This window comes from Streptomyces sp. NPDC031474 (assembly GCF_055581185.1).
The window spans coordinates 36897-60053 of record NZ_JBVIJX010000022.1; the positions used below are offsets into that span (position 1 = coordinate 36897).

Below are 23157 nucleotides of genomic sequence, written 5' to 3' on the forward strand. Positions count from 1 at the left end.
CTTGCTCACCTGCGTTTCCGAGCCCGCCGGGACACCACCGCGCGCAGCACCCGGCGGCCCTCGACGGACACCTCCAGCGCGCGGCGCAGTCCGCCCGCGCCATGTCCGGCCAGCACTTCCAGCACGGTGACCTGGCGGCGCAGTTCGGCGGCGACGAGGGGCGACATGCCCTCCGTACGACCCTCGCGGCGTGAGTCGACCGGGGCTGCGTCCTCGGCCGGGTCGAGGAGGCGGTGGATCTGGAGGGAGGCGACGGAGCAGGCGTCGGCCCAGAGCCGCACCTCGCCGGCGAAGCGGTCGGCCGGGGCCGCGGCCAGCATCCGGCGGACCAGGAGCACGGCCTCGTCGCCGCCCTGCGCCACGCCGCCGTCGCCCTCCGTCGCTTCGCCGGACTCCAGCTTGCCGCGCACCTGTTCCAGGAGCTCGCCCCAGTCGGCGCCGTCGGAGGCCTCGGTGAGGTTGCCCCACAGTGGTCGCAGGATGTCGTCGTCAGCCCCGAGCAGGGGCACGCACCGATCCAAACAAGCCAACCCGCTGGCAGCCAGTCCGCGTTCGTCGGCCTGAGCGATCAGTTCCACCAGGCTCATCCACGCCTCCCTCGCCAGGGCGCCTACCTTACGGAGCCCGCACTTCCCCTTACTGCGTGCGACGGGGCAGGAGTGTCACAGGAGGGACTGGGGGGACTGAGGGGGGACAGGAGGGGAGACCCGAAGGAACGCATTTCAGCCAACGCCCCGACAGCCCCGACAGCGCCGGCAGTGTCGACAGCGCCGTGGGCCGGCGGCGGCCTAGCCCAGCCGGTTCGCCAGGGCCCTGAACTGCGTCCAGGTCAGCACCGGCGTCCTCGCGTCCCACAGCTTCTGCGAGGTCGCCCGCAGCGGCATCCGTATGCCCGCGGCGACCTGGGCCTGCGTCTGCGAGTTGGCGAGGTCGCACCACACCGAGAAGGAACCGCCGAGTATCTGGGCGTCGTACCGCGCGGCCACCGGCGTCGTGCCGCGCAGGACGCGCGGGGTCCACTGCTCGTAGATGCGCCGCCCGGTCGGGTAGACGAAGGTCTGCGGCTGCCCCAGGACGTAGTACAGGTACTCGTCGTTGTAGTTGAGCACCTTGCGCCCCGCGCTCAGGTACTCCACCGGCTTGCGCGCCCCGATCTCCTTGCCGGTCCAGTACGCGACCACGAGATCGGAGGCCGGCTTGACCGACGTCCCCCGGAAGAACCCGTCGTTCCACACCCGCATGGTGCGCTCGTGGGCGCGGACGGTGTCGGCGCGGTCGTTCAGCCAGCCGGTGGCGAGGTCGGCGACGGTCGCGCCGGTGCCGTACCGGGCCGCCGCGGCGGAGGCGAGCTGCGGGTAGGAGGCCGCCGGGTTCGACTTCGTCAGGGCCTGGTACTCGTCGCCGCCGAGGTGCCAGTAGGCGCCGGGGAACAGACCGGCGTACTCGTTCAGCAGGTCGTCGAGGAGCTTCGCGGAGGCGTCCTTGGAGATGTCGATCGCCCCGCGGGTCGCCACCCCGTTCACATTGCGCAGCTGCAGCTCGGGGTGGGCGGCGAGGACGGCGCCCAGGTGCCCCGGCGAGTCGATCTCGGGCACGACGGTGATGTGCCGGCTCGCCGCGAGGCCGACGATCTTCCTCACCTCGGCCTTGGTGAGGTGCTGCCGGGCGACGATCTCCGGGTGGGTGTCGGACTCGATCCGGAAGGCCTGGTCGTCGGAGAAGTGCAGCCCGAGCTGGTTGAACTTCAGATCGCCGAGCTCACGGATCCGGTCCTCGATCCAGGCGGGGCTGAAGTACTTGCGGGCGATGTCCAGCGTGAACCCGCGCTGCGGCTTGGCCGGCTGGTCGCGGACGACGCCCTCCGACGCCGTACCACCGCCGTGCACCTCCTGCTTGAGGGTGCGGGTGCCGTAGAAGACACCGGCGTCGGAGGGCCCGCTGATGGTGACCCGCCCGCCGCGCACGGTCATGGTGTACGACTCCGGGTTCGCGCCCTCGTCGTCGTTCAGCGCCAGCCGCAGGTCCCCGGCGCGGACGTCGTTCTTCTCCCCGGCGTACGTCAGCCCCAGCTCACCGGCGACGAGCCGCCCCTCGTCGGCGAGATCGGCGTCGCTCACCACCACCCGGTGCCCGGCCCCCGGACGCCAGCCGGGACCGCGCGCCGGGGTGTGGGAGCTGACGGCGGGGATGGTACGGGGGGTCGTCGACAGGGGGTAGGAACGGGTGGGCGTCGGGCTCGCGGCCGGTGCGGCCGCATCGGCGCCCTTACCGGTGGAGGTCCCCGCGGAGGTCCCGGCGGCGGCCTGCCGGGAGGCGGCCGACCCGGCGGGCGTCCCGCCGCTGTTCCCCGACGAGGCCCACACCCCCACCCCGGCCCCGAGTGCGACGACCAACCCGCCCGCCGTCAGCGCCCGCAGCACCACCCGCTGCTGCGGCGTCCGCTGTGACGCGCGGCGTGGGTTCCTCTGCGGCGCACGGCGCCGATGACTGTGCCTGCTCACTCCGCCAACCGTACGACGCCCGTCCGCACCCGGCGCGCCGAAAACCGCGCGATGGTGTCCACGACACCTTCCGAAACTCTCTCGTTCGAGTGAAATTCGGGCATCCGTCGGACACGAACTGACCGCGCTCGATAACGTGGCGACACATCCTTCACTGCATCCCCTGCCACACCACACGTGACGCGAGGATCCACGCTGCCTGCGCACCGTCTTTCCCACCTCTCCGGCCGCCTCGCCATACCGGCGCAGATCCGGACCTCACCCGCACCCGTGCTGGACGGCTTCAACACCGCGCCCACCGAAGAGGCCCACCGCGCCCTCCTCACCTGTCTGCGCAGCCTCCGCTGGGCCCGCCGCCTCGCCGACCACCGCCCCTACCCGACCCTCGACGCCCTCCTGGCCGCGTCGGACGAGGCCGCGTACGACCTGACCGCGAAAGACCTGGCGGAGGCCCTGGCGGCAGAGTCCCTCCCCGCCCTCCCGGACGACGCGTACGGCGCGGCCCACATGGCGCTGAGCGCGGCCCACGCGGCATACGAGGCGAGATTCGGACACGCGTTCGCCATCTGCCTGGACGGCGTACCGGCGGACGAGGCCCTGGACTACGTCCTGGAAGCCATCCGGTCACGTTTGACGAACGATCCGGAGGACGAACGGGTGGTCGCGGCAGAAGAACTCCGCCGCCTGGCAAGACAACGGCTGACACAGCTCCTGTAGGGGCACGACCAGCCCCAACGGCGCCGTACGCGGCACATAACCACACAACCCGCCCCGGATGCCGCCGACGCTCACCCATACGCGTGCCAGTTTGATCACACCGGTAGGCCCGCTGTAAGCCCAGCGCCAGCGGCTGGCTACGATGCTGGGGGCCGGTGGACCGTACCCGGCCGGGCCCGTCCGACACCCAAGCCGGCAGGCTCCAATCCCCGCTCCCGGAGGGTTCTTCCGTGCCGGCTGGAACGCTGTACCGCGGCCGGGAAGGAATGTGGTCGTGGGTGGCTCACCGAGTCACCGGCGTCCTCATCTTCTTCTTCCTGTTCGTCCACGTGCTCGACACCGCGCTCGTGCGTGTCTCCCCCGAGGACTACGACAAGGTCGTAGCCACCTACAAGACCCCGATCGTCGCGCTGCTGGAGTACGGCCTCGTCGCCGCCATCCTCTTCCACGCGCTCAACGGTCTGCGCGTCATCGCCGTCGACTTCTGGTCGAAGGGCCCGCGGTACCAGAAGCAGATGCTCTGGAGCGTCGTGGGCCTGTGGCTCGTGCTGATGCTCGGGGCCATCTACCCCGTCCTCGGGCACGCCGCTCGTGAACTGTTCGGGAGCTGACACCGATGGCCACCACTGAATCCACCGCTGCCGGGATCGGCCCCGTAGAGGGCGGCTCGATCTACAACGTCGACAACCCGGCGCCCCTCATCGAGGCCCCGCGCAAGCGCACCAAGAAGACCCCGAAGTCCACCCGGGGCAACTTCGAGATGGCCGCGTGGCTGTTCATGCGGCTGTCCGGCGTCGTGCTGGTCGTGCTGGTCCTGGGCCACCTGCTGATCCAGCTGGTGCTGGACGGCGGCGTGTCCAAGATCGGCTTCGCCTTCGTGGCCGGCCGCTGGGCCTCCCCGTTCTGGCAGGTCTGGGACCTGCTGATGCTGTGGCTCGCGATGCTGCACGGGGCCAACGGCCTGCGTACGGTCATCAACGACTACGCGGAGCGCGCGAACACCCGGCTGTGGCTGAAGGGCCTGCTCTACACCGCCACGGTGTTCACCATCCTGCTGGGCACGCTGGTGATCTTCACCTTCGACCCGAACATCCGCTAGGCGCACGGGACCGAGGGACTGAGAGAACCACTCATGAAGATCCACAAGTACGACACAGTCATCGTCGGCGCCGGCGGCGCGGGCATGCGCGCGGCCATCGAGTCGACGAAGCGCAGCCGCACGGCGGTCCTGACCAAGCTCTACCCCACCCGCTCCCACACGGGCGCCGCGCAGGGCGGCATGGCCGCCGCGCTCGCCAACGTGGAGGAGGACAACTGGGAGTGGCACACCTTCGACACGATCAAGGGCGGTGACTACCTGGTCGACCAGGACGCCGCCGAGATCCTGGCGAAGGAGGCCATCGACTCGGTCCTCGACCTGGAGAAGATGGGCCTGCCGTTCAACCGGACGCCCAACGGGACGATCGACCAGCGTCGCTTCGGCGGCCACAGCCGCAACCACGGCGAGGCCCCCGTCCGCCGCTCCTGCTACGCGGCCGACCGCACCGGCCACATGATCCTCCAGACGCTGTACCAGAACTGCGTGAAAGAGGGCGTGGAGTTCTTCAACGAGTTCTACGTCCTGGACCAGCTGATCACCGAGGTCGACGGCGTGAAGCGCTCGGCCGGTGTGGTCGCGTACGAACTCGCCACCGGTGAGATCCACGTCTTCCAGGCGAAGGCCGTGATCTACGCGTCCGGCGGCACCGGCAAGTTCTTCAAGGTGACGTCGAACGCGCACACGCTGACGGGCGACGGCCAGGCCGCCGTCTACCGCCGCGGGCTGCCGCTGGAGGACATGGAGTTCTTCCAGTTCCACCCGACCGGCATCTGGCGCATGGGCATCCTGCTGACGGAGGGCGCCCGCGGTGAGGGCGGCATCCTCCGCAACAAGGACGGCGAGCGCTTCATGGAGAAGTACGCGCCGGTCATGAAGGACCTCGCGTCCCGGGACGTGGTCTCGCGGTCGATCTACACGGAGATCCGGGAAGGCCGCGGCTGCGGCCCCGAGGGCGACCACGTCTACCTGGACCTCACCCACCTCCCGCCGGAGCAGCTCGACGCGAAGCTCCCGGACATCACCGAGTTCGCGCGCACCTACCTCGGCATCGAGCCGTACACGGACCCGATCCCGATCCAGCCCACCGCGCACTACGCGATGGGCGGCATCCCGACGAACGTCGAGGGTGAGGTGCTGTCCGACAACACCACGGTCGTCCCGGGCCTGTACGCCGCCGGCGAGGTCGCCTGCGTCTCGGTGCACGGCGCGAACCGCCTGGGCACGAACAGCCTTCTGGACATCAACGTGTTCGGCAAGCGCGCGGGCATCGCCGCCGCCGAGTACTCCCAGAAGGCGGACTTCGTCGAGCTGCCGGAGAACCCGGCGGAGCTCGTCGTCTCCCAGGTGGAGCGGCTGCGGTCGTCGACGGGCACGGAGCGCGTGGCGGTCCTGCGCCGCGAGCTGCAGGAGACCATGGACGCGAACGTCATGGTGTTCCGCACGGAGCAGACGATCAAGACGGCGGTCGAGAAGATCGCGGAACTCCGCGAGCGCTACAAGAACGTCTCGATCCAGGACAAGGGCAAGCGGTTCAACACGGACCTGCTGGAGGCCATCGAGCTCGGCAACCTGCTCGACCTCGCCGAGGTCATGGCGGTCTCCGCCCTCGCCCGCAAGGAGTCCCGCGGCGGTCACTACCGCGAGGACTACCCCAACCGCGACGACGTCAACTTCATGCGCCACACCATGGCGTACCGCGAGGTGGGCGACGACGGCACCGAGTCCATCCGTCTCGACTACAAGCCGGTCGTCCAGACCCGCTACCAGCCGATGGAGCGTAAGTACTGATGGCAACCCCGACCCTGGACAAGGCGGACGCGGCCGGCACGCCCGAGCCCGGCTTCGCCGACTCGCCGTACATCACGGCCACCTTCCGCATCCGCCGCTTCAACTCCGAGGTCTCGGCGGAAGCGGTGTGGGAAGACTTCCAGCTGGAGATCGACCCGAAGGAGCGCGTCCTCGACGCCCTCCACAAGATCAAGTGGGACCAGGACGGCACCCTGACGTTCCGCCGCTCCTGCGCCCACGGGATCTGCGGTTCGGACGCGATGCGGATCAACGGCAAGAACCGCCTCGCGTGCAAGACGCTGATCAAGGACCTCGACCCCGCGAAGCCGATCACGGTCGAGCCCATCAAGGGCCTGACGGTCCTGAAGGACCTGGTCGTCGACATGGAGCCGTTCTTCCAGGCGTACCGCGACGTGATGCCGTTCCTGATCACCAAGGACACGAACGAGCCCACGCGCGAACGCCTCCAGACGGCGGAGGACCGCGAGCGCTTCGACGACACGACGAAGTGCATCCTGTGCGCGGCCTGCACCTCGTCCTGCCCGGTGTTCTGGAACGACGGCCAGTACTTCGGGCCGGCCGCCATCGTGAACGCCCACCGCTTCATCTTCGACAGCCGTGACGAAGCGGGCGAGCAGCGCCTGGAGATCCTGAACGACAAGGACGGCGTCTGGCGCTGCCGCACCACGTTCAACTGCACGGACGCCTGCCCGCGCGGCATCGAGGTGACGAAGGCGATCGCCGAGGTGAAGAAGGCGCTGATCACGCGCCGCTTCTGACTCCGTCTCTCCGGCACGTCGTCGAGGGCCCCGTTTCCCGGTTTCGTCACCGGAGGCGGGGCCCTCGGGCGTTCAAACCCCACGATCGGGCGAACGTGATCAAGAGGGACATCGGGGTGGCGTCCGGCCTACGATGATGTTCTCGACACCAGCCCCAAGGAGGCACGCGATGTCCGCTGCATCCGTCGAGCAGCCCTTCGACGAAGAGCCGTTCTCCCTCACGGCCATCGCCGACGAGATCATGGAGCGCCATCCGGGCTACCGCGTCGAGATCATCGGAGGCCACCTCCTCGTGACCCCCTCACCGGATGCCCCGCACGCCCGCGCCCTCACGAAGCTCATGCGCCCGTTCATCGCAGCAGGGCTCGACGATGGGGAAACCGAGGTCCTGCAGAACGTCGGCCTGTGGCTGCCGACCGGCGAGGAGGACTACGCCATCCCCGACCTGGTGATCGTGGACTCCGACATCGACGACCACCTGGTGGAGAACAACGCGTACGATCCGGCCCCCTTCCGTCTGGTCCTGGAGGTGACGTCAGGCAACTGGAAGGACGACCTCAAGACCAAGGTCGCCGCGTACGCCCAGGCCAAGGTGCCGGTGTACGTCATCGTCGACCGCAAGCACCAGCGCGTGCACGTTCTCACCCAGCCGACTGTGGGCGGCTACGAAAGCCACCAGTTCTACGCCCCCGGCCAGTCCCTGACCCTCCCGGATTCCATCGGAGCCAAGGTCACCCTGGACGCCGCCGAAATCCTCGCGGCCGGCCGGCCGCGAAAGACCGACTGACCCGCTGTCACCACGACGCGTACCACTGCGGATCACCGCTGCCGAGCCGCCGCCGCAGGTAGTCCTCCAGGTTGTTCGCCACCCAGCGACGGCTGTCGCTCTCGTGGTCCCAGACGAAGATGTCCGGCCGGTCGGGCTTGACGACGAAGGCGAACAGATCACCGCCGCTGCTCTCCCCGAACAGCAGCAGCGGATCGAACGGCATGTACAGGCCCCGGAAGTCGACCGAGCTCCTGAACTCCAGGTTCCGGTCCACGACTTCACCGACCGAGCCCACGATGCCGGCCCCGTACTTGTCGCGAGCGCCGTCCGCGACCCGCCAGAGTTCCTTGAGCGCGGCAGGCAGAGGATGCCCCAACACCACCTCGGCCGCCCGCATTTCCTGCTCACAGCCGGGCCCGGCAAGGTCCACGTCCCCCGAGAGCGAGGAGATCAGCTCGATCCACATAGGGTCATCTTTCACAGATCCGCCCCCTGCACAACCCTCGCGGCATCTCGACGGCCCACTCCACCGGTCGCTTCTCCACCGGTCGCCCCTCCCCCGGTCGCCCCTCCCCCGGCCGCCTCTCCCCCGGCCGAGTGACCCGCCGGTCAAGCCGTCCCCCCGCACTCCTCCCTAATCTGACCGCATGTCAGAGCCTGTTGTCGTACCGATCTTGGGGTTTGTTGATCGAACGAAGATTCCAATCGGGTGGTTGCGGGTACCTGGCGCATGCGAGCAAGGCCGCCTGAACTGCTCGTTGATGTTGAATCAGCGTGCAACATCAGGAAACCCTGGCGCCTTGGTGCTCCGTCTCGATGCGCGGGCAGCCGCGTTCCGTCACGCCGGATTATGACTGGCTGGCACCACCGGCTCTGCCAGGGTGCCGACGATGGGTCCCAGCATTCGGGTCCGCGCCCTGCGAATGGCCCTGCCACTGCGCCGAGTTTAGCCTTCATGCTCTACCCGCCGCCCGCCGCCCGCCGCCCGCCGGCGAGGTTGGACGAGACTGCGGCGCATGAGGGGTGCACGGCCGGTCCGCGCATGCACCGGGCGGACATGCCACCTTTCCGCCGGACGTACACGCGAATTTCAGACTAATAGCAGTTATTGTGTGCGCCCCCCTTGTGGGCGGGGCCGCACTGAACTGACGATGGCTCACGGTTCAGACCGCCGGTACCTGGCGGCGTCTCACGAGCCGGGCCGGGGAAGGCCCGGCCCCCTGCGCGCCAGGTCTGCCGGTTGGCGGGTCCGGGCGCCTTTTGGAAGGACGTCCATGTTACGCAGACCCACCGCCCTGCTCCGCCTGCTGATACCGGCGGCGCTGCTCGCCGCAGGCGTCATCGTGCCGCTGTCGGCAGGCGTCGCCTCCGCCACGAGCCCGATCTGTCTGTCCGGCAGCCTGCAGTTCGACTACCTGTCCGCCGAGGGGGGCATCCCCAAGCCGACTCTGACCCGAGCCGCCCGCAACGCCTCCGTCGAGCTCTGGGGCCGGGAGAAGTCGACCGACACCGATCACAAGCTGAACACCGACACCCAGCTGACCGGTGCGGCCAACGGCTCGTTCAACCTCTGCTACACCCCAGTCACCACCACCACGATGGATCACCTCTCCGTGCACTTCGCCACCCGCAACAACCAGGTGTGGAGGGTCGCCGACTCCACCGGCACGGTTTACACCTACAACACGCCGACTCTGTCGAACGTGTCGGCGAGCGTCGCTCTCGGCACCGTCAAACCGACCACGGCGACCCGCGCCTGGCACGCCTTCGACACCGTCAACCTGCTCTGGTCGCGTCGGGCCAACTCGACGACTCCGTGCTGGACGACCGCTGAGGCGAACGCCGCGAGCTGCACCACGCTGACGGTGCGCTGGCAGGCCGGATCCACCGACGGCCCGTACTACGACCTGGCGAATACCGTGCACCTGGCTGATACCGACCCGGACTCCGAGCACACCGTGCTGCACGAATCGGGTCACTTCTTCCAGAACCGGCTGTACAACGGCACGTTCCCGGCCGTCGTCAACTGCAACCCGCATTACATCGAGAGGGTGTCGTCCGCCACCTGCGCCTGGACCGAGGGCTTCGGCGACTCGGTGGCCGCCTACCTGCTGGGCGACCAGCGCTACGTGTTCCCGGACGGCTCGTCCTACCCGTTCACTGCCGCCGCGAACTGGCAGACCGGTGACCAGGTGCAGGGCAACGTGGACGGAGCGCTGCTCCAGCTGTGGAACCAGGTGGACGGCAGCTGGGACCGCACCATCACCGGCCTCGCCTCGCACACCCCCGCGACCTTCGCCGACTGGTTCAAGAACGTCCGCCCGACGGCCGTGCCGCCGCTGTCCACCACTGGCACCGCGCTGACCGCGCTGGACACGCACGCCATCAACTACGGCCCCACGATTGTGGGTGACAACGCCTACCACGCGCTCAGCAACGGGGGCGGTGTCGCTCTCCAGCACAGCGGGACCTGCAGTGTCACTGTCTCGACGGTGGGGGTGTTCGCCGCACTGGACACCACCCTGGCCTCGCAGCGTTGGAAGTTCACCCCCAACGGCGACGGCACCGTGCGGATCTACGACAGCTGCCTGACCCCGCTCTACCTGACCGCACCGACCACCGCCGGCGGCCAGGTCTCCCTGCAGGTCCTCTACCTCGGTACAGCCAACCAGCGCTGGCAGGTGACGCAGAACGCCGCCGGAACCTACACCCTGACCAACCCCGCCACCGGCTTGGTCCTGGACGGCAACGCGACCGCTGGCCAGGCGGTCACCGCGAACACCGCCTCCGCCGGCTCGGCCAGCCAGAACTGGGCGTCGATCTTCTCCATCTCCTGACACCGGCGAACTCCGGCCCTCAGGTTCTCCGATCCGTGAATTCAGGGTTCGAGCCCCTGGCAGCTGACCGTGGGTAAGCCATCGTTGTCGTTCCAGTCTTGAGGGATACGTGTCGAACGGAAGTCCCGATTGGCTGGTCCCTGATGCTTGGGCGCATAGAGGTGGGGCCCTCCTGAACAGCTCGCTGGTGTCAAATCACCGAGCAACACCAGGACGCCCCGGTGCCGCAGCCCTCCGTGTCGACGGCCCGGCAGTCCAGTTCGTTCACTCCGGGGTGTGACTGCCTGGCGCACCGGTTCGGAAACGCCGCCGACAACAAGTCGCGGCAGCGGCGTTATCCGTCGGACATGACGGACGCTGAGTGGGCGGTGGTTCGGCCGCTGCTGCCGGTGCCGGCATGGATGCGGGGCCGGGGCGGCCAGCCGGAGGCGTACTGCCACCGGGCCATGCTGGACGCGGTGCGGTATCTGGTCGACAACGGAATCAAGTGGCGGGCGATGCCGGCCGATTTCCCGCCGTGGGACCGGGTCTACGCGTTTTTCCGCCGCTGGCGCGATCACGGCCTGATCGGGGAGTTCCACGACCGGCTGCGTGACCGGGTCCGGATCCGTGCGGGCCGGGACAGCGAGCCGACCGCTGGGGTGATCGACTCGCAGTCGGTCAAGGCCGACGCCGTGGTCAGCACGGACAGCCGCGGCTTCGACGGCGGCAAGCTGATCAACGGGCGCAAACGGCACCTTGTGGTCGACACGCTCGGCCTGCTGCTCGCGGCGATGGTCACTGCCGCGGATATCGGCGAGCGCACCGCCGCTAAGGTCCTGCTCCAGCGGGTGGCCGACGCGCACCACCGGTTGGAGCTGGTCTGGGCCGACGGCGGCTACACCGGCAGCCTCGTCGGACACTGCCTGGCCGTACTCGCGCTGGTCCTAGAGGTCGTCAAACGCAGCGACAGTCAGAAGGGGTTCGTGGTGCTGCCCAAACGGTGGATCGTGGAGCGTACCAACGCCTGGCTGATGCTCACCCGCCGACTGGCGCGCGACTACGAACGCCGCACCACAAGCGCCGAGGCGATGGTCTGCTGGTCGATGATCCTGCTCATGACGCGCCGCCTGGCCCGCTCACGCCCGCAGCAGGCGTGAACCGGCCGGGCGCGGGCTCCGCCAGCCAGCCCCGCACGACCAGGCGCTTCGCCTTCGACCGCAGCGCCTCCACCCGTGCCGGCACCACATCCATGCCGAACGCCGCAGCCATCTCCTGGCAGGTCAAAGGTCCTTGACGGAGCCGGGCCCGGTCCGCGAGCACGGTGAGAATGCGCTGGTAGTCCCCCGACAGCACAGACCAGGCCAGCCCCTCACGCCACACCGGCACCTGCGACTTCGGCTTCACCGCATCCCCGGGCGCCGGCGGCACGTCCGCATCCCGCACACCCGGGGTGATCTCCGCCTCGGCGGTGTCGAGGCCGTCCGGAGCCAGCACCGTGTCGACCCGCCTGCGGGCGATCACCCACTCCTGCCATTCCAACTCGGCCGCGGCCAGTTCGGCCTGGATCCGGCCGGCCTCCTCACGCAGCCCGTCCACCCGACGGCGAGCACTCAACTCCCGCTCTTCCAGCAATCCGACAACCGACGGCATCCCGGCCTCCCCGACGAGTAACAACCCGACAAGCCGCACCTCCCACCGAACCACCGCCCCTATGCATGACCAGCGAGAACGCAGCCTTCAAGCCCGGAAAGACAACAGCTTCTCAGATCATCGGTCGCACGAGCCCCTCGGGTTCGACAACGTGTTGGTGCCTGTCGGGGATCTCGGGGAGGCCGTGGGGTTCTATGAGCGGGCCGGGTTCGTGATGGGCTTTCGGTTCGACGAGGGCGGAATCGCCCTGTTGAAGGTCGGGGGTGAGACTCCCGGGATTCTGTTGCGGCGGGAAGAGGCGTTGGGGCATCGGGCGCCGCCCTGGCCGGCCACGCGGGTGTGGGTGGAGGTGCCGGACGCCCGGGCGTTGGCGCGACGGCTGGCCGAGGTCGGGATCGTGCCGATCGACCCGCCGTTCTCCGTGGCCACCGGGTGGACCGTCGAGGTCGCCGATCCCTGGGGGAACGTCCTCGGGTTCACGGACTACTCCAAGCGGCCCGAACTGGGGAGGTGTCAGGAGCCGCTCCTCGCGGACCGACCCTCATGTTGAACGTGTTCAAAACTCGGGCTACAGTCACTCCCGACAGCGTTTTGAACGCGTTCAACTAGCTCAACATGAGGTGGGGAACATGGATCGCACGGTCATCGCCTACGTCGTCTACCTGATCGTCAGCATCGGTCTGACCGTCTGGGTGGCCAGGACCCTGAGCAGCAACGGGCGGGTCTTCCTCGCCGATGTGCTGCGGGGGAACGAGAAGCTCGCCGACGCCGTCAACCACCTCCTGGTGGTCGGGTTCTACCTCGTCAACCTCGGCTTCGTCGCCCTCTACCTGAGCAGCGACGGCACCGTCGAGGACACCCGCGGGATCTTCGAGGCCCTGTCGACCAAGCTGGGCGTGGTCCTGCTGGTGCTCGGCGCGATGCACCTGGCCAACGTGTACGTGCTCAACCGGATCCGGCGGCGCGGGGTCATGGAGCGCGAGCAGCTCCCGCCGGTCGCCCCGCAGGGCTGGGCCGCCCCCGCGGCGCCCACCGCGGGAGCCTGAGCGCCATGGCCGCCCGAGGGACAGAACAGGCCGCCGTCGGCCGGGACGCTCTTCGCGTCCCGGTTCGCCGGCTCACCGTCCTCTTCGACGCCGAGTGCTCCCTGTGCGGCTTCCTGCGCGACTGGCTGGGCCGGCAACCACAGCTGGTGCCGCTGGAGTTCGTCCCGGCGGGCTCCGCCGAGGCCCGCGCCCGCTTTCCCGGCCTCGACCATCGCGCCACCCTCGACGAGATCACCGTCGTCGGCGACGCCGGTCAGGTCTACACGGGCGCCGCCGCCTGGATCGTCACCCTGTGGGCGCTGCGCGAGCACCGCCCGCTCGCGCACCGGCTGAGCACGCCCGCCGGGGCGAAGCTCGCACGGGCGGCCGTGCTCGCCGCCGCCAAGTGGCGCGACGGGCACGGGCAGGGCGCGGGCTGGGGCGGGGGCGTCTACCGGCGGGGCGACGGTTGGTCCTACGACCCGGGTCAGGGCTGGAGCTACACTCCCCCCACCTGTGCCGACGGCGCCTGCTCCACTGGTTAGGCTCCTTCCGTGTCCGCGAACAACGACGGTCCCGCCGAGGCCGAGCCCCCGACCCAGCACCGGGAACCTCAGGAGTCCCCTGAAGGTGCTCCCGCGTCCAAGTCCGAGCAGACCCGTGCGCTGATCCTGGAGACGGCGATGCGGCTGTTCCAGGAGCGCGGTTACGACAAGACGACGATGCGGGCCATCGCCAAGGAAGCCGGGGTCTCGGTCGGCAACGCGTACTACTACTTCGCCGGCAAGGAACACCTGATCCAGGGCTTCTACGACCGGCTCGCGGCCGAACACCGGGAGGCGGTCCGGGGCATCCTGGCGCGGGAGACCAGCCTGGAGGCGCGGCTCGCGGGTGTGCTGCGGACCTGGCTGGACGTGGCCACGCCGTACCACGAGTTCGCGGTGCAGTTCTTCAAGACGGCCGCCGATCCGGACAGCCCGCTCAGCCCCTTCTCCGCCGAGTCGGAGCACGCGCGCGTGGAGGCCATCGCCGTCCACAAGGAGGTGCTCGCGGGCTCGAAGGCGAAGGTGCCGGAGGAGCTGCGGGAGGTGCTGCCCGAGTTGATGTGGCTCTCCCAGATGGGCCTGGTCATGTACTGGATCTACGACCGTACGGCGGGGCGCGAGCGCAGTTACCGGCTGGCCGGACGGGGGGCGCGGCTCACCGCGCGGGGTGTGGCGCTGGCCCGGTTCCGGGTACTGCGGCCGCTCGTCCTTGAGGTGCACGACCTGTTCACGGACTTCCTGCCCGGCATGACCAACGCGGTGCCGGACCCGGTGAAGAAGAGCCAGAAGAAGTCTTCACCGGGTCCGGCGGACCAGCGCGCCGAACAGGTCGAGCACGGCGACTAGGCCGCAGCACGGCGAGCAGGTCGGGCAGTTCGGGCAGGTCAGGTCACCTGGGTGCGTCCACGTCCATCTCGCCCTCGGCCAACTCGACGTCGAACGCCAGCGGTTCGGCCGCGACCGTGACCTGGCGCGCACCGGAGGCATACGACGGGGCCGTCGCCGCCAGGAGGTACGTTCCCGGGACCGGGACCGAGAGGATGTAGGAGCCGTCGGCGAGGGACGTGACGCGGTCGAGTTGGTTTCCGCCCTTCGTCAGAAGGGTCACCGTGGCGCCCTCGACCGGGTCGCCGGTCGTGTCCCGTACGAAGCCGTGGACGGCCGAGGCGGGGCCCTCGCCGCGCGCGGCAGCCGCGTCCAGCTCGTCCTCCTTCGGTTCGACCGCCAGATGCGGCAGCCGCTTCTCCAGCCCCGCCGGCAGCCACCAGTTGGAGTTGCCGAGCAGATGCATCGCGGCCGGTACGAGAGCCGTGCGCAGGATGAACGCGTCCAGCGCCACCGCCGCCGCGAGACCCACGCCCGCCATCGCGCCGCCCGAGTCGCCGCTCAGGACGAACGCGAGGAACACGCACACCATGATCAGGGCCGCGGAGTTGATGACCCGGCTGGTCTCGGCCAGGCCGACGCGGACCGCGCGCGCGTTGTCCTTGGTATGGACCCACTCCTCGTGCATCCGGCTGACCAGGAACACCTGGTAGTCCATCGACAGACCGAAGAGCAGCGACAGCATGATGACCGGCAGGAAGGCGTTGATCGGGCCCTCCTTGCCGAGGCCGAGCAGGTCCAGGCCCCAGCCGTACTGGAAGACGGCGACGAGGACGCCGAACGAGGCCGCCGCCGCGATCAGGTTCATCACGGCCGCCGTCAGCGGCACCACCAGGGAGCGGAAGGCGACCATCAGCAGCAGGAATCCCAGGCCGATGATGGTGGCGACGAACAGCGGCAGGCGATCGCCGGTGACCGTGGCGAAGTCCTTGGAGACGGCAGTGACACCGCCCACATGCCCCGTCGCGCCGGCCTGTGGGAGGACGTCGTCGCGCAGACGGTCGATCAGGGTGTCCGTCTGCTTTGACTGCGGCGAGGTCGTCGGGACCACCTGGATGACCGTGACGCCCCCGGCCGGCGGCAGCGCGGCCACCTGGGCGACGCCCGGCGTGTCCTTGATGCCGTTGACGACCGCGGTGGTGTCGCCGCCCTCCATGACCACCTGGAGGGGGCCGTTGAAGCCCGGTCCGAAGCCCTCCGCGAGCAGGTCGTAGGCCTTGCGGGTGGTCGTCGAGGCGTCGTCGTTGCCCTGGTCGCTGACGCCGAGGCGCAGCGACAGCACGGGGAGGGCGAGGACGGCCATGACGACGAGCGCGAGGGCTGCGATCCGACGGGGGCGGCGCTGCACGTTCGCCGACCAGCGGGCCGCGGGGCCGCTCGCCCCCTCCGGCTCCGGGCCGTTCGCGGCCAGCCGCTTGCGCTGCTTGCGGCTCAGCACGCGCGAGCCGAGGAAGCCGAGCAGCGCGGGCAGCAGGGTCGTCGCGGCGAGGACGCTCAGGATCACCGTCAGGGAGGTGCCGATGACGACGCCGTCCAGGAAGCGCAGGTTCGTCACCAACATGCCGGCGAGCGCGATGCACACCGTGCCGCCCGCGAACAGCACGGCCCGACCGGAGGTGTTGAGGGCGATGACCGCCGACTCCTCCGGGTTCATTCCACGCAGGATGCCCTTGCGGTGCCGGGTGACGATGAACAGGGCGTAGTCGATGCCGACGCCGAGGCCGATCAGAGAGGACAGCAGCGGCGCCAGCTCCGGGATGTCGGTGACGTGGCTGAGCAGCTGGACGGAGAACATGCCCATGCCGACGCCGAAGATCGCCACGGCGAGCGGCAGCAGCATCGAGAGGAGGGATCCGAAGGCCAGGAACAGGACCACCGCGGCCGCCGCGAGGCCGACCATCTCGGCGAGGCCGGATGGCGGCTCCTCCACCCGCTGGATGGCCAGGCCGCCCAACTCGACTTCCAGGCCCTTCTGTTCAGCCTTCTGGGCAGTGTCGAGAACGTCCTGGACGAGTTCCTTGGGCAGGGCGTTGACGTCCTCGGTGAAGGTGATCTGCGCGTAGGCGGTGCGGCCGTCGCGGCTGACCTGCCCCGCCTCCCCCGCCGCCGCATAGGGGCTCTTGACCTCGCCGACGCCCTTCATCTTCGCGATCTCGTCGAGCGCGGGCTGGATCCGGGAGGAGACGTCCTGGTCCCGTACCGAGCCGTCGTCGACCTTCCACACGACCGTGTCGGTGTCGCCCGCGCGCGCGGGAAACGCCTTCTCCATCAGGTGGTACGCCTTCATGGAGTCCGTGCCGGGGAGGGAGAAGGTGCTCGCATAGTCCGTGCCCGCCGCCGAGGCCGAGAATCCCAAGCCCAACAGCGCCCCCACCCACAGCAACAGGACCGCCAGCCGATGCCTGTAGCACCAGCGTGCTAATGCCGCCACGTTCGAGCTCCTCACTCAGAGTCGGTTCGTCCCCCAGGTCCTGGGCAACAGGATTGGCGGTTGCGCACGCGTGGGGACATGCAACGGCCATGACTCTCAAGGAACTCCAAAGCGCGAACCGGCCCGGATTGTCGGTGGGCCCGCCGATACTGAGGGCATGACGACGGCTTCCGGCACCGTGTTGGTCGTGGAGGACGAACCGAGTATCGCGGACGTCCTCGCTATCGCCCTGCGCTACCACCGCTTCGAGGTCATGACGGCGGGCACCGTCCGCGAGGCCCTCGCGTTCGCCGACCGCACCCGGCCGGACGTGGCCCTGCTGGACGTGATGCTGCCGGACGGCGACGGCCGGGCGCTCGGCCGTGAACTGCGCGCCCGCAGGCCGGACCTGGCGCTGGTGTTCCTCACCGCGCGGGACGCGCCGGCGGAGATCGTCGGCGCCCTCGGCTTCGGCGACGACTACATCACCAAGCCGTTCGACCTCGACATAGTGGTCGCCCGCATCACGGCGGTCCTGCGGCGCACCCGGCCGGCCGACGTCCTGCCGCAGCGGCCGCCGCTGCGCTACGGCGACCTGGAGCTGGACGAGACCACGTACAGCGTGCACCGCGCGGGCCGCTCGGTCGAGCTGACCCCCACCGAGTACGCGTTACTGCGCTTCCTGGTCCGCAACGGCGGCCGGGTCGTCCCCAAGGAGCAACTCCTGCGCCATGTCTGGCAGTACGAGCACACCCCGCCGGAGTCGACGGTCGTCGAGACCTACATCAGCTATCTGCGGCGCAAGCTGGACACCCTGGGACCGCCGGTGATCACCACCCGGCGGGGCGTGGGATACGGGCTGGCATGAGGCGGGTCCACCACGGCTTGCGCTCCCTGTGGGGCAAGTTGACGGCGGCGAACGTGGGGCTGCTCGCGCTCGGCATCGTCGCCGCGACCGCGATCAGCCTCATGACGATGCGGCACTACCTTCTGGACCAGGTCGACTCCGGGCTGGTCAAGACTCGTGCGTCCCTGGGCAGTACGCAGCTCACCATGCGGCAGATCGACTCGCTCAGCGTCCTCGGCTTCGTCCGCGACCGGCTGCTGCCCGAGTACGGGGACGACCGGCCGGCGCCGGAGTCCCTGTTCACCGCCGTGGACGGCAAGGGCACGGCCATGCCCCTCTTCGGCATCCGGCCGACCGACGCGCAGCTCGGCCTCGCGGACGCCGTGGACGACCCGGGCGCGCTCATCCGGGACTCCGACCCGCACGACGTGACCGTGCACGGCGCCGCCTACCGGGTGACCGCGACGCGGCTCTCCGACGGCACGTACATCCTGCTGGCGACCTCCACGGACGCCCTCGACAAGGGCATAGCGCGGGCCCTGAAGCTCGACCTCGCGGTCGGCACCCTGCTGCTGGCCCTGCTCGCCTGTCTGACGATGTGGAGCGTGAGACGGCGGATGCGGCCGCTGGAGGACATGGTGGAGACGTCGACGGCGATAGCCGAGGGGGATCTGACCCGGCGGGTGCCCTCCAGCCACCATCCCACCCAGGAGGTGGAGCAGCTGCGGGTCGCGCTGAACTCCATGCTCCACCAGGTGGAGTCGGCGTACCGCACGCGCGAGCGCAGCGCGGCACAGCTGCGCCGGTTCGTCGCCGACGCCTCGCACGAGCTGCGCACCCCGCTCTCCGCGATCCGCGGCTATCTCCAGCTGTACGACCAGGGGATGCTGGTCGAGCCGGACGAGCGGCAGCGCGCCTGGGACCGGATGAACGGCGAGGTGGGCCGCATGGGCCGGCTCGTCGACGAGCTGCTCACGCTGGCCCGGCTCGACCAGCGGCCCGAGCTGCGGCTGCGCAACGTGGACGTGAGCCGGCTGATGCGGGACGCGGCGCAGGACCTGCGGGCACAGCAGCCCGAGCGGCCGGTCACGGTCGAGGCCGACGGGGCGCTGCTGCTGCGGGCCGACGAGTCGGGGCTGCGGCAGGTGCTGGGCAACCTGGTCGCCAACGTGCGCACCCACACGCCCGTCGATGTGCCGGTGCGGCTCGGGGCGGAGCGCGTGGACGGGGTCGTACGGCTGTCGGTCCAGGACAAGGGGCCGGGGCTGGGCGCGGAGGACGCGGCGCGGGTGTTCGACCGCTTCTTCCGGGCCGGCGGCGGCGCGGGCAGCGGGCTGGGCCTGGCGATCGTGCAGGGCGTCGTCGAGGCCCACGGCGGCGAGGTGAGCGTGCGCACGGCACGGGGCGAGGGCCTGGAAGTGACGGTGGAACTGCCGACACGCCCGAAGATCTGCCCCTGAGGGTCCACCGCCGCCGAAGGCGCTAGGCGTGGGCTCCCAGGCCCGGGGGCGTGATCAGGGCCCAGACCGTCTTGCCGTGGCGGCCCCTGGCCCAGACGCCCCATGCGGCGGCGAGGTGCTCCACCAGGTGCAGGCCGCGGCCGTGTTCCTCCCCCTCGCCGACCAGCCGCAGCCGCGGCTCCAGCCGGCCCTCGTCGGACACCTCTATGAGGCAGGAGCCGTCGCCGAGGGCGGTGACGGCAACCTCGAACTCCCGCTCCAGAAGCGGCCCGTGGCGTACGACGTTGGTGGCGAGCTCGGACACGACGAGGACGGCGTCGGCCAGCGCCGGGTCGTCCGGGCGGTGTCCCCAGTCGGCGAGATGCTCACGCACCCGGCGCCGGGCGAGGCCGACGGACGCCGGGTGCCGGGGCAGCCGGAAGGAGTTGCGTCGCGACACGTCTGCTCCTCACCCCGAACACACCTCCGTCACATGGTGCCCATCGGGTGCCTGCCCGGTGTCACGGGGGCGCATGCCCGGCGCGCGGGAGGATCCGTCAGATCCAGTCGAGCTTCCAGAGGCGGAACACGCCGTTGCCGTCCGCCAGATACTGGCCGCCGCCGACGTCCGCGCTGGTGACGACGTACTCCTTGCGCTGCCACAGCGGGATGACCGGCACGTCCTCGGCGACGGCCTGCTGGAGGCGGCGGAAGTCGTCGGCGACCCGGCTGCGGTCGGCGAACCGCTGGCTGTCGGCGATGTAGTTGTCGACGGCCTTGCTGCTGTAGCCGGTGTTCATGGTGGAGCCCGTGCCGACGAGCGGCGCCGCGAACGTGTCCGGGTCGGGGTAGTCGGCGACCCAGCCGACGGCGTACGCGTCGAGTTTTCCGGTGGCCCACCGCTTCTGGAAGTCGGTCCACTCGTAACCCTTGACGTTCACCTTGAACAGGCCGCCGGCCTCCAGCTGCCGCTTGAGCTCCTGGGCCTCGCTCGCCGCGGCCCCGCTGCCCAGGCCGTAGCCGTAGGTGAAGCTCACCGGGATGCTGACGCCGGCCTTCTCCAGGAGCTTGCGGGCCTTCTCGGCGTTCTGGTTCGGGTAGGTGTCGAAGAAGGAGGTGCTGTGGCCGGTGATGCCGGCCGGGACGAGCGAGTACAGCGGCTCGACGGTCCCGTCGTACACGGTCGACGCCAGTTGGGCGCGGTCGATCAGCCAGGCCATCGCCTTGCGGACGTCCGTGTCGTGCAGCGGGGAGTCGGAGTGGGTGTTGAAGTACAGGTTGCGGGTCTCGGAACTGTCCGCCTCGGTGACGCGCTGGCCCGGGTCGCTGGCGTTGAGGGCGGCGAGGACCGCGGGCGGCAGCTGCCGGGTGGCGGCCTCGACGTCCTTGGCCTTCCATGCCTTCTCCAGGGCGTCGGGGTCCGCGTAGTAGCGCAGCTCGATGGGCGCGCCGGTGGAAACGGCCCCCTTGTAGCGCGAGTTGGGCGACAGAAGGACCTTCTTGCCCTTCGTGTACCCCGTCAGTCGGTACGGGCCGGTGCCGTCGACATCGCTGCCGGTGCGCAGCGCGTCCGCTGGGTAGCGGGTGTGATCCACGATGGAACCGGCCCCGGTGGCCACCTTGAACGGGAAGGTGGCGTCCGGCGCCGACAGGTGGAAGGTGACGGTCAGGCCGTGGGCGTCCACCGACTTCAGGGTGGAGAACAGGGACGAAGGACCGACATCCGAGTTGATCTTCTTGACCCGGTCGAAGGAGAACTTCACGTCCTCGGCCGTCACCTTGCCGCCACCGGTGAAGGTGAGGTCGTTGCGCAGCTCGCACGTGTACGTGACCAGGCCGCCCTTGGCGAAGGAACAGCTCTTGGCCGCGTCCGGCACGGGCGAGACGCCGCCCGGCTCGTACGTCAGCAGCGACTGGAAGACGTTGCTGAACAGGGCCCAGGAGCCGGCGTCGTAGGCGCCGGCCGGGTCGAGCGAGGTGACGGTGTCCGTCGTGCCGACGGTGATGGTCGCCTCGTCGTTCTCCTGCGACGGCAACAGCTGCCAGCCGCCCACTCCGACGACCGCGAGAACCAGCAGCGTCATGAGTATCCGCATGCGAACGGACCGCATGGTGATGCCCTGCCTCCCCCGGCCCGTCAGCCGGGCCCAGTCAACAAAAAAGTGCCACTCCCCTTGGCGGCGGGCTCACCTAATCACACGAGTTTCGCGTGAGGGAAGAGGATTCTGACGAGATGAGAAAGATCTTACCGACGTACTGTTTCCGCCGAGTTTCACAGCTCCTTCCCAGCTTCTCCCTCATCCGCCTCAGGCTTGTTTCGGGGGGCTGTCCCGGGCCTGTTTCGAGGGTCTGCGTCAGGCCTGTTTCGAAGCCAGTTCGATGACCGTGATGTCGGACGGGGCGCCCACGCGCGTGGGCGGGCCCCAGGCGCCCGCACCCCGGGACACGTACAGCTGGGTGTCGCCGTAGCGCTCCAGGCCCGCGACGGTCGGGTTGGCCGCCGCCGCGATGAAGTTGCCGGGCCACAGCTGGCCGCCGTGGGTGTGTCCGGAGAGCTGGAGGTCGACGCCGTGGTCGACGGCGTCGTGGATCTGGACCGGCTGGTGGGCGAGGAGGACGCACGCGCGCGTGGTGTCCCGGTCGCCGAGCGCCCGGGTGAAGTCGGGGCCGTGGCCCTCGCTCTCGCCCGCGATGTCGTTGACGCCGGCCAGGTCGAACCAGGGGAGTTCGGTGCGGGCGTTCTCCAGGGGGTTCAGGCCGAGCCGCCGCACCTGACGGACCCACTGTTCGGCGCCGGAGAAGTACTCGTGGTTGCCGGTGACGAAGAAGCTGCCGTGACGGGCCTTCAGCTGCGCGAGCGGGGCGGCCGCCGGGCCCAGGTCCTTCACGCTGCCGTCGACCAGGTCGCCGACCACGGCGATCAGGTCGGGCTGCGTCGCGTTGATCGTGTCGACGACCTTCTGCGCGAAGCCCCTGCCGAGGATCGGTCCGAGGTGGATGTCGCTGACGACGGCGATCCGGTACCCGTGCGCGGCGCGCGGCAGCTTGGCGAGCGGGACGGTGACCCGCTTCACCCGGGGCCCGCGCAGGACGCTGTAACTCCCGTACCCGACCGTCCCCACGGCGGCCGCGGCGACCGCACCGCCGACGACACGCGAGACGAAAACCCGACGCGAGGCCGCCACCCCCACGGAGCCCGCCCCCACCCCTCCCGACGGCCCGAACTCCGACCGACCGGACTCCGACTGCCCGGACTCCGGCTGCCCGGCGGCGGGCTGCCCAGGCGCGGACTGCTCCGGCTGCCCGGCGGCAGGCTGTCCTGGCGCGGGTTGCTCCGGCTGCGTGACGGCGGCCAGCCCAGGCGCGGGCTGCTCCAACTGCCCGGCAACGGCCTTCCCAGGCGCGGGCACCGCAGTCGGGACCGGGTGCGGGGACGGGTCCGGGGTCGGGCTCGGGTGCGGGTCCGGGCTTGGGCTCGGGGCCGGGCTCGGGCTCGGGGCCGGGCTCGGGGCCGGGCTCGGGGCCGGGCTTGGGTGCGGAAGGGGTTTCTCGGGGGGCGCCGCTGTGCGGGTTCGGTTTGCCAGGAAGCGGTGGAGCAGCGGGCGTACGGCCTCGGCGGCGAGGACGCCCAGGAGCAGGTAGATCGACAGGGCCAGCCACAGGAAGCCCGGCCAGGCCAGGGTGCGCTGGAGCCAGAAGGGGGCGCCGGCGCGTTCGGCGACCAGGGCGCCGAACGCCAGGGCCCAGCCGCCCGCGATCAGTACGGCGCCGCCGCGGCGCGCCCGGCCGGGGCCGCGGGTCGTGTCGCGGAACAGGCGGCGCCACAGGTACCAGTTGGCCGCGACGAGCACCGTGAGCGCGAGCAGGGCGAAGACGATCACCAT

The 23157-nt window shown here is 70.0% G+C and carries 22 protein-coding genes; 14 read left to right on the forward strand and 8 right to left on the reverse strand.

The window, feature by feature from the left end:
- Positions 1 to 5 precede the first annotated feature (5 nt).
- Together ACZ5SK_RS38350 and ACZ5SK_RS38355 are read right to left on the reverse strand one after the other, a co-directional pair.
- Positions 6 to 587: a hypothetical protein gene (locus tag ACZ5SK_RS38350; RefSeq protein ID WP_334577664.1), complete on the reverse strand. Its 582-nt coding sequence runs from the start codon at positions 585 to 587 to the stop codon at positions 6 to 8.
- Between the two features lie 201 nt (positions 588 to 788).
- Positions 789 to 2420 (reverse strand): beta-N-acetylhexosaminidase, encoded by a 1632-nt coding sequence (locus ACZ5SK_RS38355; RefSeq protein WP_468418236.1) that lies wholly within the window; start codon positions 2418 to 2420, stop codon positions 789 to 791.
- A 258-nt stretch (positions 2421 to 2678) separates the two neighbouring features.
- Between ACZ5SK_RS38355 and ACZ5SK_RS38360 the strand changes: the two genes are divergently transcribed.
- The 6 genes from ACZ5SK_RS38360 to ACZ5SK_RS38385 all read left to right on the forward strand — a co-directional run bounded on the left by ACZ5SK_RS38360 (position 2679) and on the right by ACZ5SK_RS38385 (position 7671).
- Complete coding sequence (locus tag ACZ5SK_RS38360) at positions 2679 to 3218, forward strand: 2-oxo-4-hydroxy-4-carboxy-5-ureidoimidazoline decarboxylase (protein WP_468418155.1); 540 nt, start codon at positions 2679 to 2681, stop codon at positions 3216 to 3218.
- A 230-nt stretch (positions 3219 to 3448) separates the two neighbouring features.
- Positions 3449 to 3829, forward strand: a complete 381-nt coding sequence (gene sdhC / locus ACZ5SK_RS38365) for a succinate dehydrogenase, cytochrome b556 subunit (RefSeq protein ID WP_078504082.1) — start codon at positions 3449 to 3451, stop codon at positions 3827 to 3829.
- A 5-nt stretch (positions 3830 to 3834) separates the two neighbouring features.
- On the forward strand, positions 3835 to 4317 hold the full coding sequence (locus tag ACZ5SK_RS38370; RefSeq protein WP_334577666.1) for a succinate dehydrogenase hydrophobic membrane anchor subunit: 483 nt from the start codon (positions 3835 to 3837) through the stop codon (positions 4315 to 4317).
- A 33-nt stretch (positions 4318 to 4350) separates the two neighbouring features.
- Positions 4351 to 6105 (forward strand): succinate dehydrogenase flavoprotein subunit, encoded by a 1755-nt coding sequence (gene sdhA, locus ACZ5SK_RS38375; RefSeq protein WP_361707111.1) that lies wholly within the window; start codon positions 4351 to 4353, stop codon positions 6103 to 6105.
- The gene (locus tag ACZ5SK_RS38380) at positions 6105 to 6884 is read left to right on the forward strand and encodes a succinate dehydrogenase iron-sulfur subunit (RefSeq protein WP_327317410.1); all 780 of its coding nucleotides are present in this window, start codon (positions 6105 to 6107) and stop codon (positions 6882 to 6884) included. Before sdhA ends, ACZ5SK_RS38380 begins: the two co-directional genes overlap by 1 nt.
- A 169-nt stretch (positions 6885 to 7053) precedes the next feature.
- Positions 7054 to 7671 carry a Uma2 family endonuclease gene (locus ACZ5SK_RS38385; RefSeq protein ID WP_334577668.1) on the forward strand — a complete coding sequence of 206 codons (618 nt, stop codon included), beginning with the start codon at positions 7054 to 7056 and terminating at the stop codon, positions 7669 to 7671.
- 7 nt (positions 7672 to 7678) lie between these two features.
- On the opposite strand, the gene ACZ5SK_RS38390 is transcribed toward ACZ5SK_RS38385, so the two are convergent.
- Complete coding sequence (locus ACZ5SK_RS38390) at positions 7679 to 8134, reverse strand: SMI1/KNR4 family protein (RefSeq protein WP_334577669.1); 456 nt, start codon at positions 8132 to 8134, stop codon at positions 7679 to 7681.
- Positions 8135 to 8927: 793 nt separating this feature from the next.
- Between ACZ5SK_RS38390 and ACZ5SK_RS38395 the strand changes: the two genes are divergently transcribed.
- Complete coding sequence (locus tag ACZ5SK_RS38395) at positions 8928 to 10490, forward strand: RICIN domain-containing protein (RefSeq protein WP_457494670.1); 1563 nt, start codon at positions 8928 to 8930, stop codon at positions 10488 to 10490.
- A gap of 347 nt (positions 10491 to 10837) precedes the next feature.
- Positions 10838 to 11629 carry an IS5 family transposase gene (locus tag ACZ5SK_RS38400; RefSeq protein ID WP_468577184.1) on the forward strand — a complete coding sequence of 264 codons (792 nt, stop codon included), beginning with the start codon at positions 10838 to 10840 and terminating at the stop codon, positions 11627 to 11629.
- Here ACZ5SK_RS38400 and ACZ5SK_RS38405 read toward each other — a convergent pair.
- Positions 11586 to 12122, reverse strand: coding sequence for a hypothetical protein (locus tag ACZ5SK_RS38405; protein WP_334577671.1), 537 nt, complete (start codon positions 12120 to 12122; stop codon positions 11586 to 11588). The two genes, ACZ5SK_RS38400 and ACZ5SK_RS38405, sit on opposite strands and share 44 nt — an antisense overlap.
- 61 nt (positions 12123 to 12183) lie before the next feature.
- On the opposite strand from ACZ5SK_RS38405, the gene ACZ5SK_RS38410 reads away from it, so the two are divergent.
- From ACZ5SK_RS38410 to ACZ5SK_RS38425, 4 genes are all read left to right on the forward strand, one after another.
- The gene (locus ACZ5SK_RS38410) at positions 12184 to 12672 is read left to right on the forward strand and encodes a VOC family protein (protein WP_468577186.1); all 489 of its coding nucleotides are present in this window, start codon (positions 12184 to 12186) and stop codon (positions 12670 to 12672) included.
- Between the two features lie 79 nt (positions 12673 to 12751).
- Positions 12752 to 13168 carry a hypothetical protein gene (locus ACZ5SK_RS38415; protein WP_334577673.1) on the forward strand — a complete coding sequence of 139 codons (417 nt, stop codon included), beginning with the start codon at positions 12752 to 12754 and terminating at the stop codon, positions 13166 to 13168.
- Between the two features lie 5 nt (positions 13169 to 13173).
- A complete protein-coding gene (locus ACZ5SK_RS38420) occupies positions 13174 to 13692 on the forward strand; it encodes a thiol-disulfide oxidoreductase DCC family protein (protein WP_334577674.1) in 519 nt (172 codons plus the stop codon).
- Positions 13693 to 13701: 9 nt separating this feature from the next.
- On the forward strand, positions 13702 to 14538 hold the full coding sequence (locus ACZ5SK_RS38425) for a TetR/AcrR family transcriptional regulator (protein WP_334577675.1): 837 nt from the start codon (positions 13702 to 13704) through the stop codon (positions 14536 to 14538).
- Positions 14539 to 14581: 43 nt separating this feature from the next.
- On the opposite strand, the gene ACZ5SK_RS38430 is transcribed toward ACZ5SK_RS38425, so the two are convergent.
- Entirely contained in the window at positions 14582 to 17008 is a 2427-nt protein-coding gene (locus ACZ5SK_RS38430) for an MMPL family transporter (RefSeq protein ID WP_334577676.1), read from the reverse strand.
- Between the two features lie 157 nt (positions 17009 to 17165).
- Here ACZ5SK_RS38430 and ACZ5SK_RS38435 point away from each other — a divergent pair, with 157 nt between their 5' ends.
- Positions 17166 to 17855, forward strand: coding sequence for a response regulator transcription factor (locus ACZ5SK_RS38435; RefSeq protein WP_334577677.1), 690 nt, complete (start codon positions 17166 to 17168; stop codon positions 17853 to 17855).
- A complete protein-coding gene (locus tag ACZ5SK_RS38440; RefSeq protein ID WP_334577678.1) occupies positions 17852 to 19294 on the forward strand; it encodes a sensor histidine kinase in 1443 nt (480 codons plus the stop codon). Before ACZ5SK_RS38435 ends, ACZ5SK_RS38440 begins: the two co-directional genes overlap by 4 nt.
- Before the next feature lie 22 nt (positions 19295 to 19316).
- Here the strand turns inward: ACZ5SK_RS38440 and ACZ5SK_RS38445 are convergent, their stop codons facing one another.
- From ACZ5SK_RS38445 to ACZ5SK_RS38455, 3 genes are all read right to left on the reverse strand, one after another.
- Positions 19317 to 19733 carry an ATP-binding protein gene (locus ACZ5SK_RS38445; protein WP_334577679.1) on the reverse strand — a complete coding sequence of 139 codons (417 nt, stop codon included), beginning with the start codon at positions 19731 to 19733 and terminating at the stop codon, positions 19317 to 19319.
- Positions 19734 to 19830: 97 nt separating this feature from the next.
- A complete protein-coding gene (locus tag ACZ5SK_RS38450) occupies positions 19831 to 21384 on the reverse strand; it encodes an ABC transporter substrate-binding protein (RefSeq protein WP_457494669.1) in 1554 nt (517 codons plus the stop codon).
- 243 nt (positions 21385 to 21627) lie between these two features.
- Positions 21628 to 23157, reverse strand: coding sequence for a metallophosphoesterase (locus tag ACZ5SK_RS38455; RefSeq protein ID WP_468577247.1), 1530 nt, complete (start codon positions 23155 to 23157; stop codon positions 21628 to 21630).

Excerpts from the sequence above, each read along its gene's own strand:
- ACZ5SK_RS38395 (WP_457494670.1), top strand. The coding sequence starts at position 8,928 with ATGTTACGCAGACCCACCGCCCTGCTCCGCCTGCTGATACCGGCGGCG.
- ACZ5SK_RS38405 (WP_334577671.1), bottom strand. The coding sequence starts at position 12,122 with ATGCCGTCGGTTGTCGGATTGCTGGAAGAGCGGGAGTTGAGTGCTCGC.
- ACZ5SK_RS38420 (WP_334577674.1), top strand. The coding sequence starts at position 13,174 with ATGGCCGCCCGAGGGACAGAACAGGCCGCCGTCGGCCGGGACGCTCTT.
- ACZ5SK_RS38370 (WP_334577666.1), top strand. The coding sequence starts at position 3,835 with ATGGCCACCACTGAATCCACCGCTGCCGGGATCGGCCCCGTAGAGGGC.
- ACZ5SK_RS38450 (WP_457494669.1), bottom strand. The coding sequence starts at position 21,384 with ATGCGGTCCGTTCGCATGCGGATACTCATGACGCTGCTGGTTCTCGCG.
- ACZ5SK_RS38400 (WP_468577184.1), top strand. The coding sequence starts at position 10,838 with ATGACGGACGCTGAGTGGGCGGTGGTTCGGCCGCTGCTGCCGGTGCCG.
- ACZ5SK_RS38455 (WP_468577247.1), bottom strand. The coding sequence starts at position 23,157 with ATGGTGATCGTCTTCGCCCTGCTCGCGCTCACGGTGCTCGTCGCGGCC.
- ACZ5SK_RS38440 (WP_334577678.1), top strand. The coding sequence starts at position 17,852 with ATGAGGCGGGTCCACCACGGCTTGCGCTCCCTGTGGGGCAAGTTGACG.
- ACZ5SK_RS38385 (WP_334577668.1), top strand. The coding sequence starts at position 7,054 with ATGTCCGCTGCATCCGTCGAGCAGCCCTTCGACGAAGAGCCGTTCTCC.
- ACZ5SK_RS38350 (WP_334577664.1), bottom strand. The coding sequence starts at position 587 with ATGAGCCTGGTGGAACTGATCGCTCAGGCCGACGAACGCGGACTGGCT.
- ACZ5SK_RS38435 (WP_334577677.1), top strand. The coding sequence starts at position 17,166 with ATGACGACGGCTTCCGGCACCGTGTTGGTCGTGGAGGACGAACCGAGT.
- ACZ5SK_RS38410 (WP_468577186.1), top strand. The coding sequence starts at position 12,184 with ATGCATGACCAGCGAGAACGCAGCCTTCAAGCCCGGAAAGACAACAGC.
- ACZ5SK_RS38415 (WP_334577673.1), top strand. The coding sequence starts at position 12,752 with ATGGATCGCACGGTCATCGCCTACGTCGTCTACCTGATCGTCAGCATC.
- ACZ5SK_RS38380 (WP_327317410.1), top strand. The coding sequence starts at position 6,105 with ATGGCAACCCCGACCCTGGACAAGGCGGACGCGGCCGGCACGCCCGAG.
- sdhA (WP_361707111.1), top strand. The coding sequence starts at position 4,351 with ATGAAGATCCACAAGTACGACACAGTCATCGTCGGCGCCGGCGGCGCG.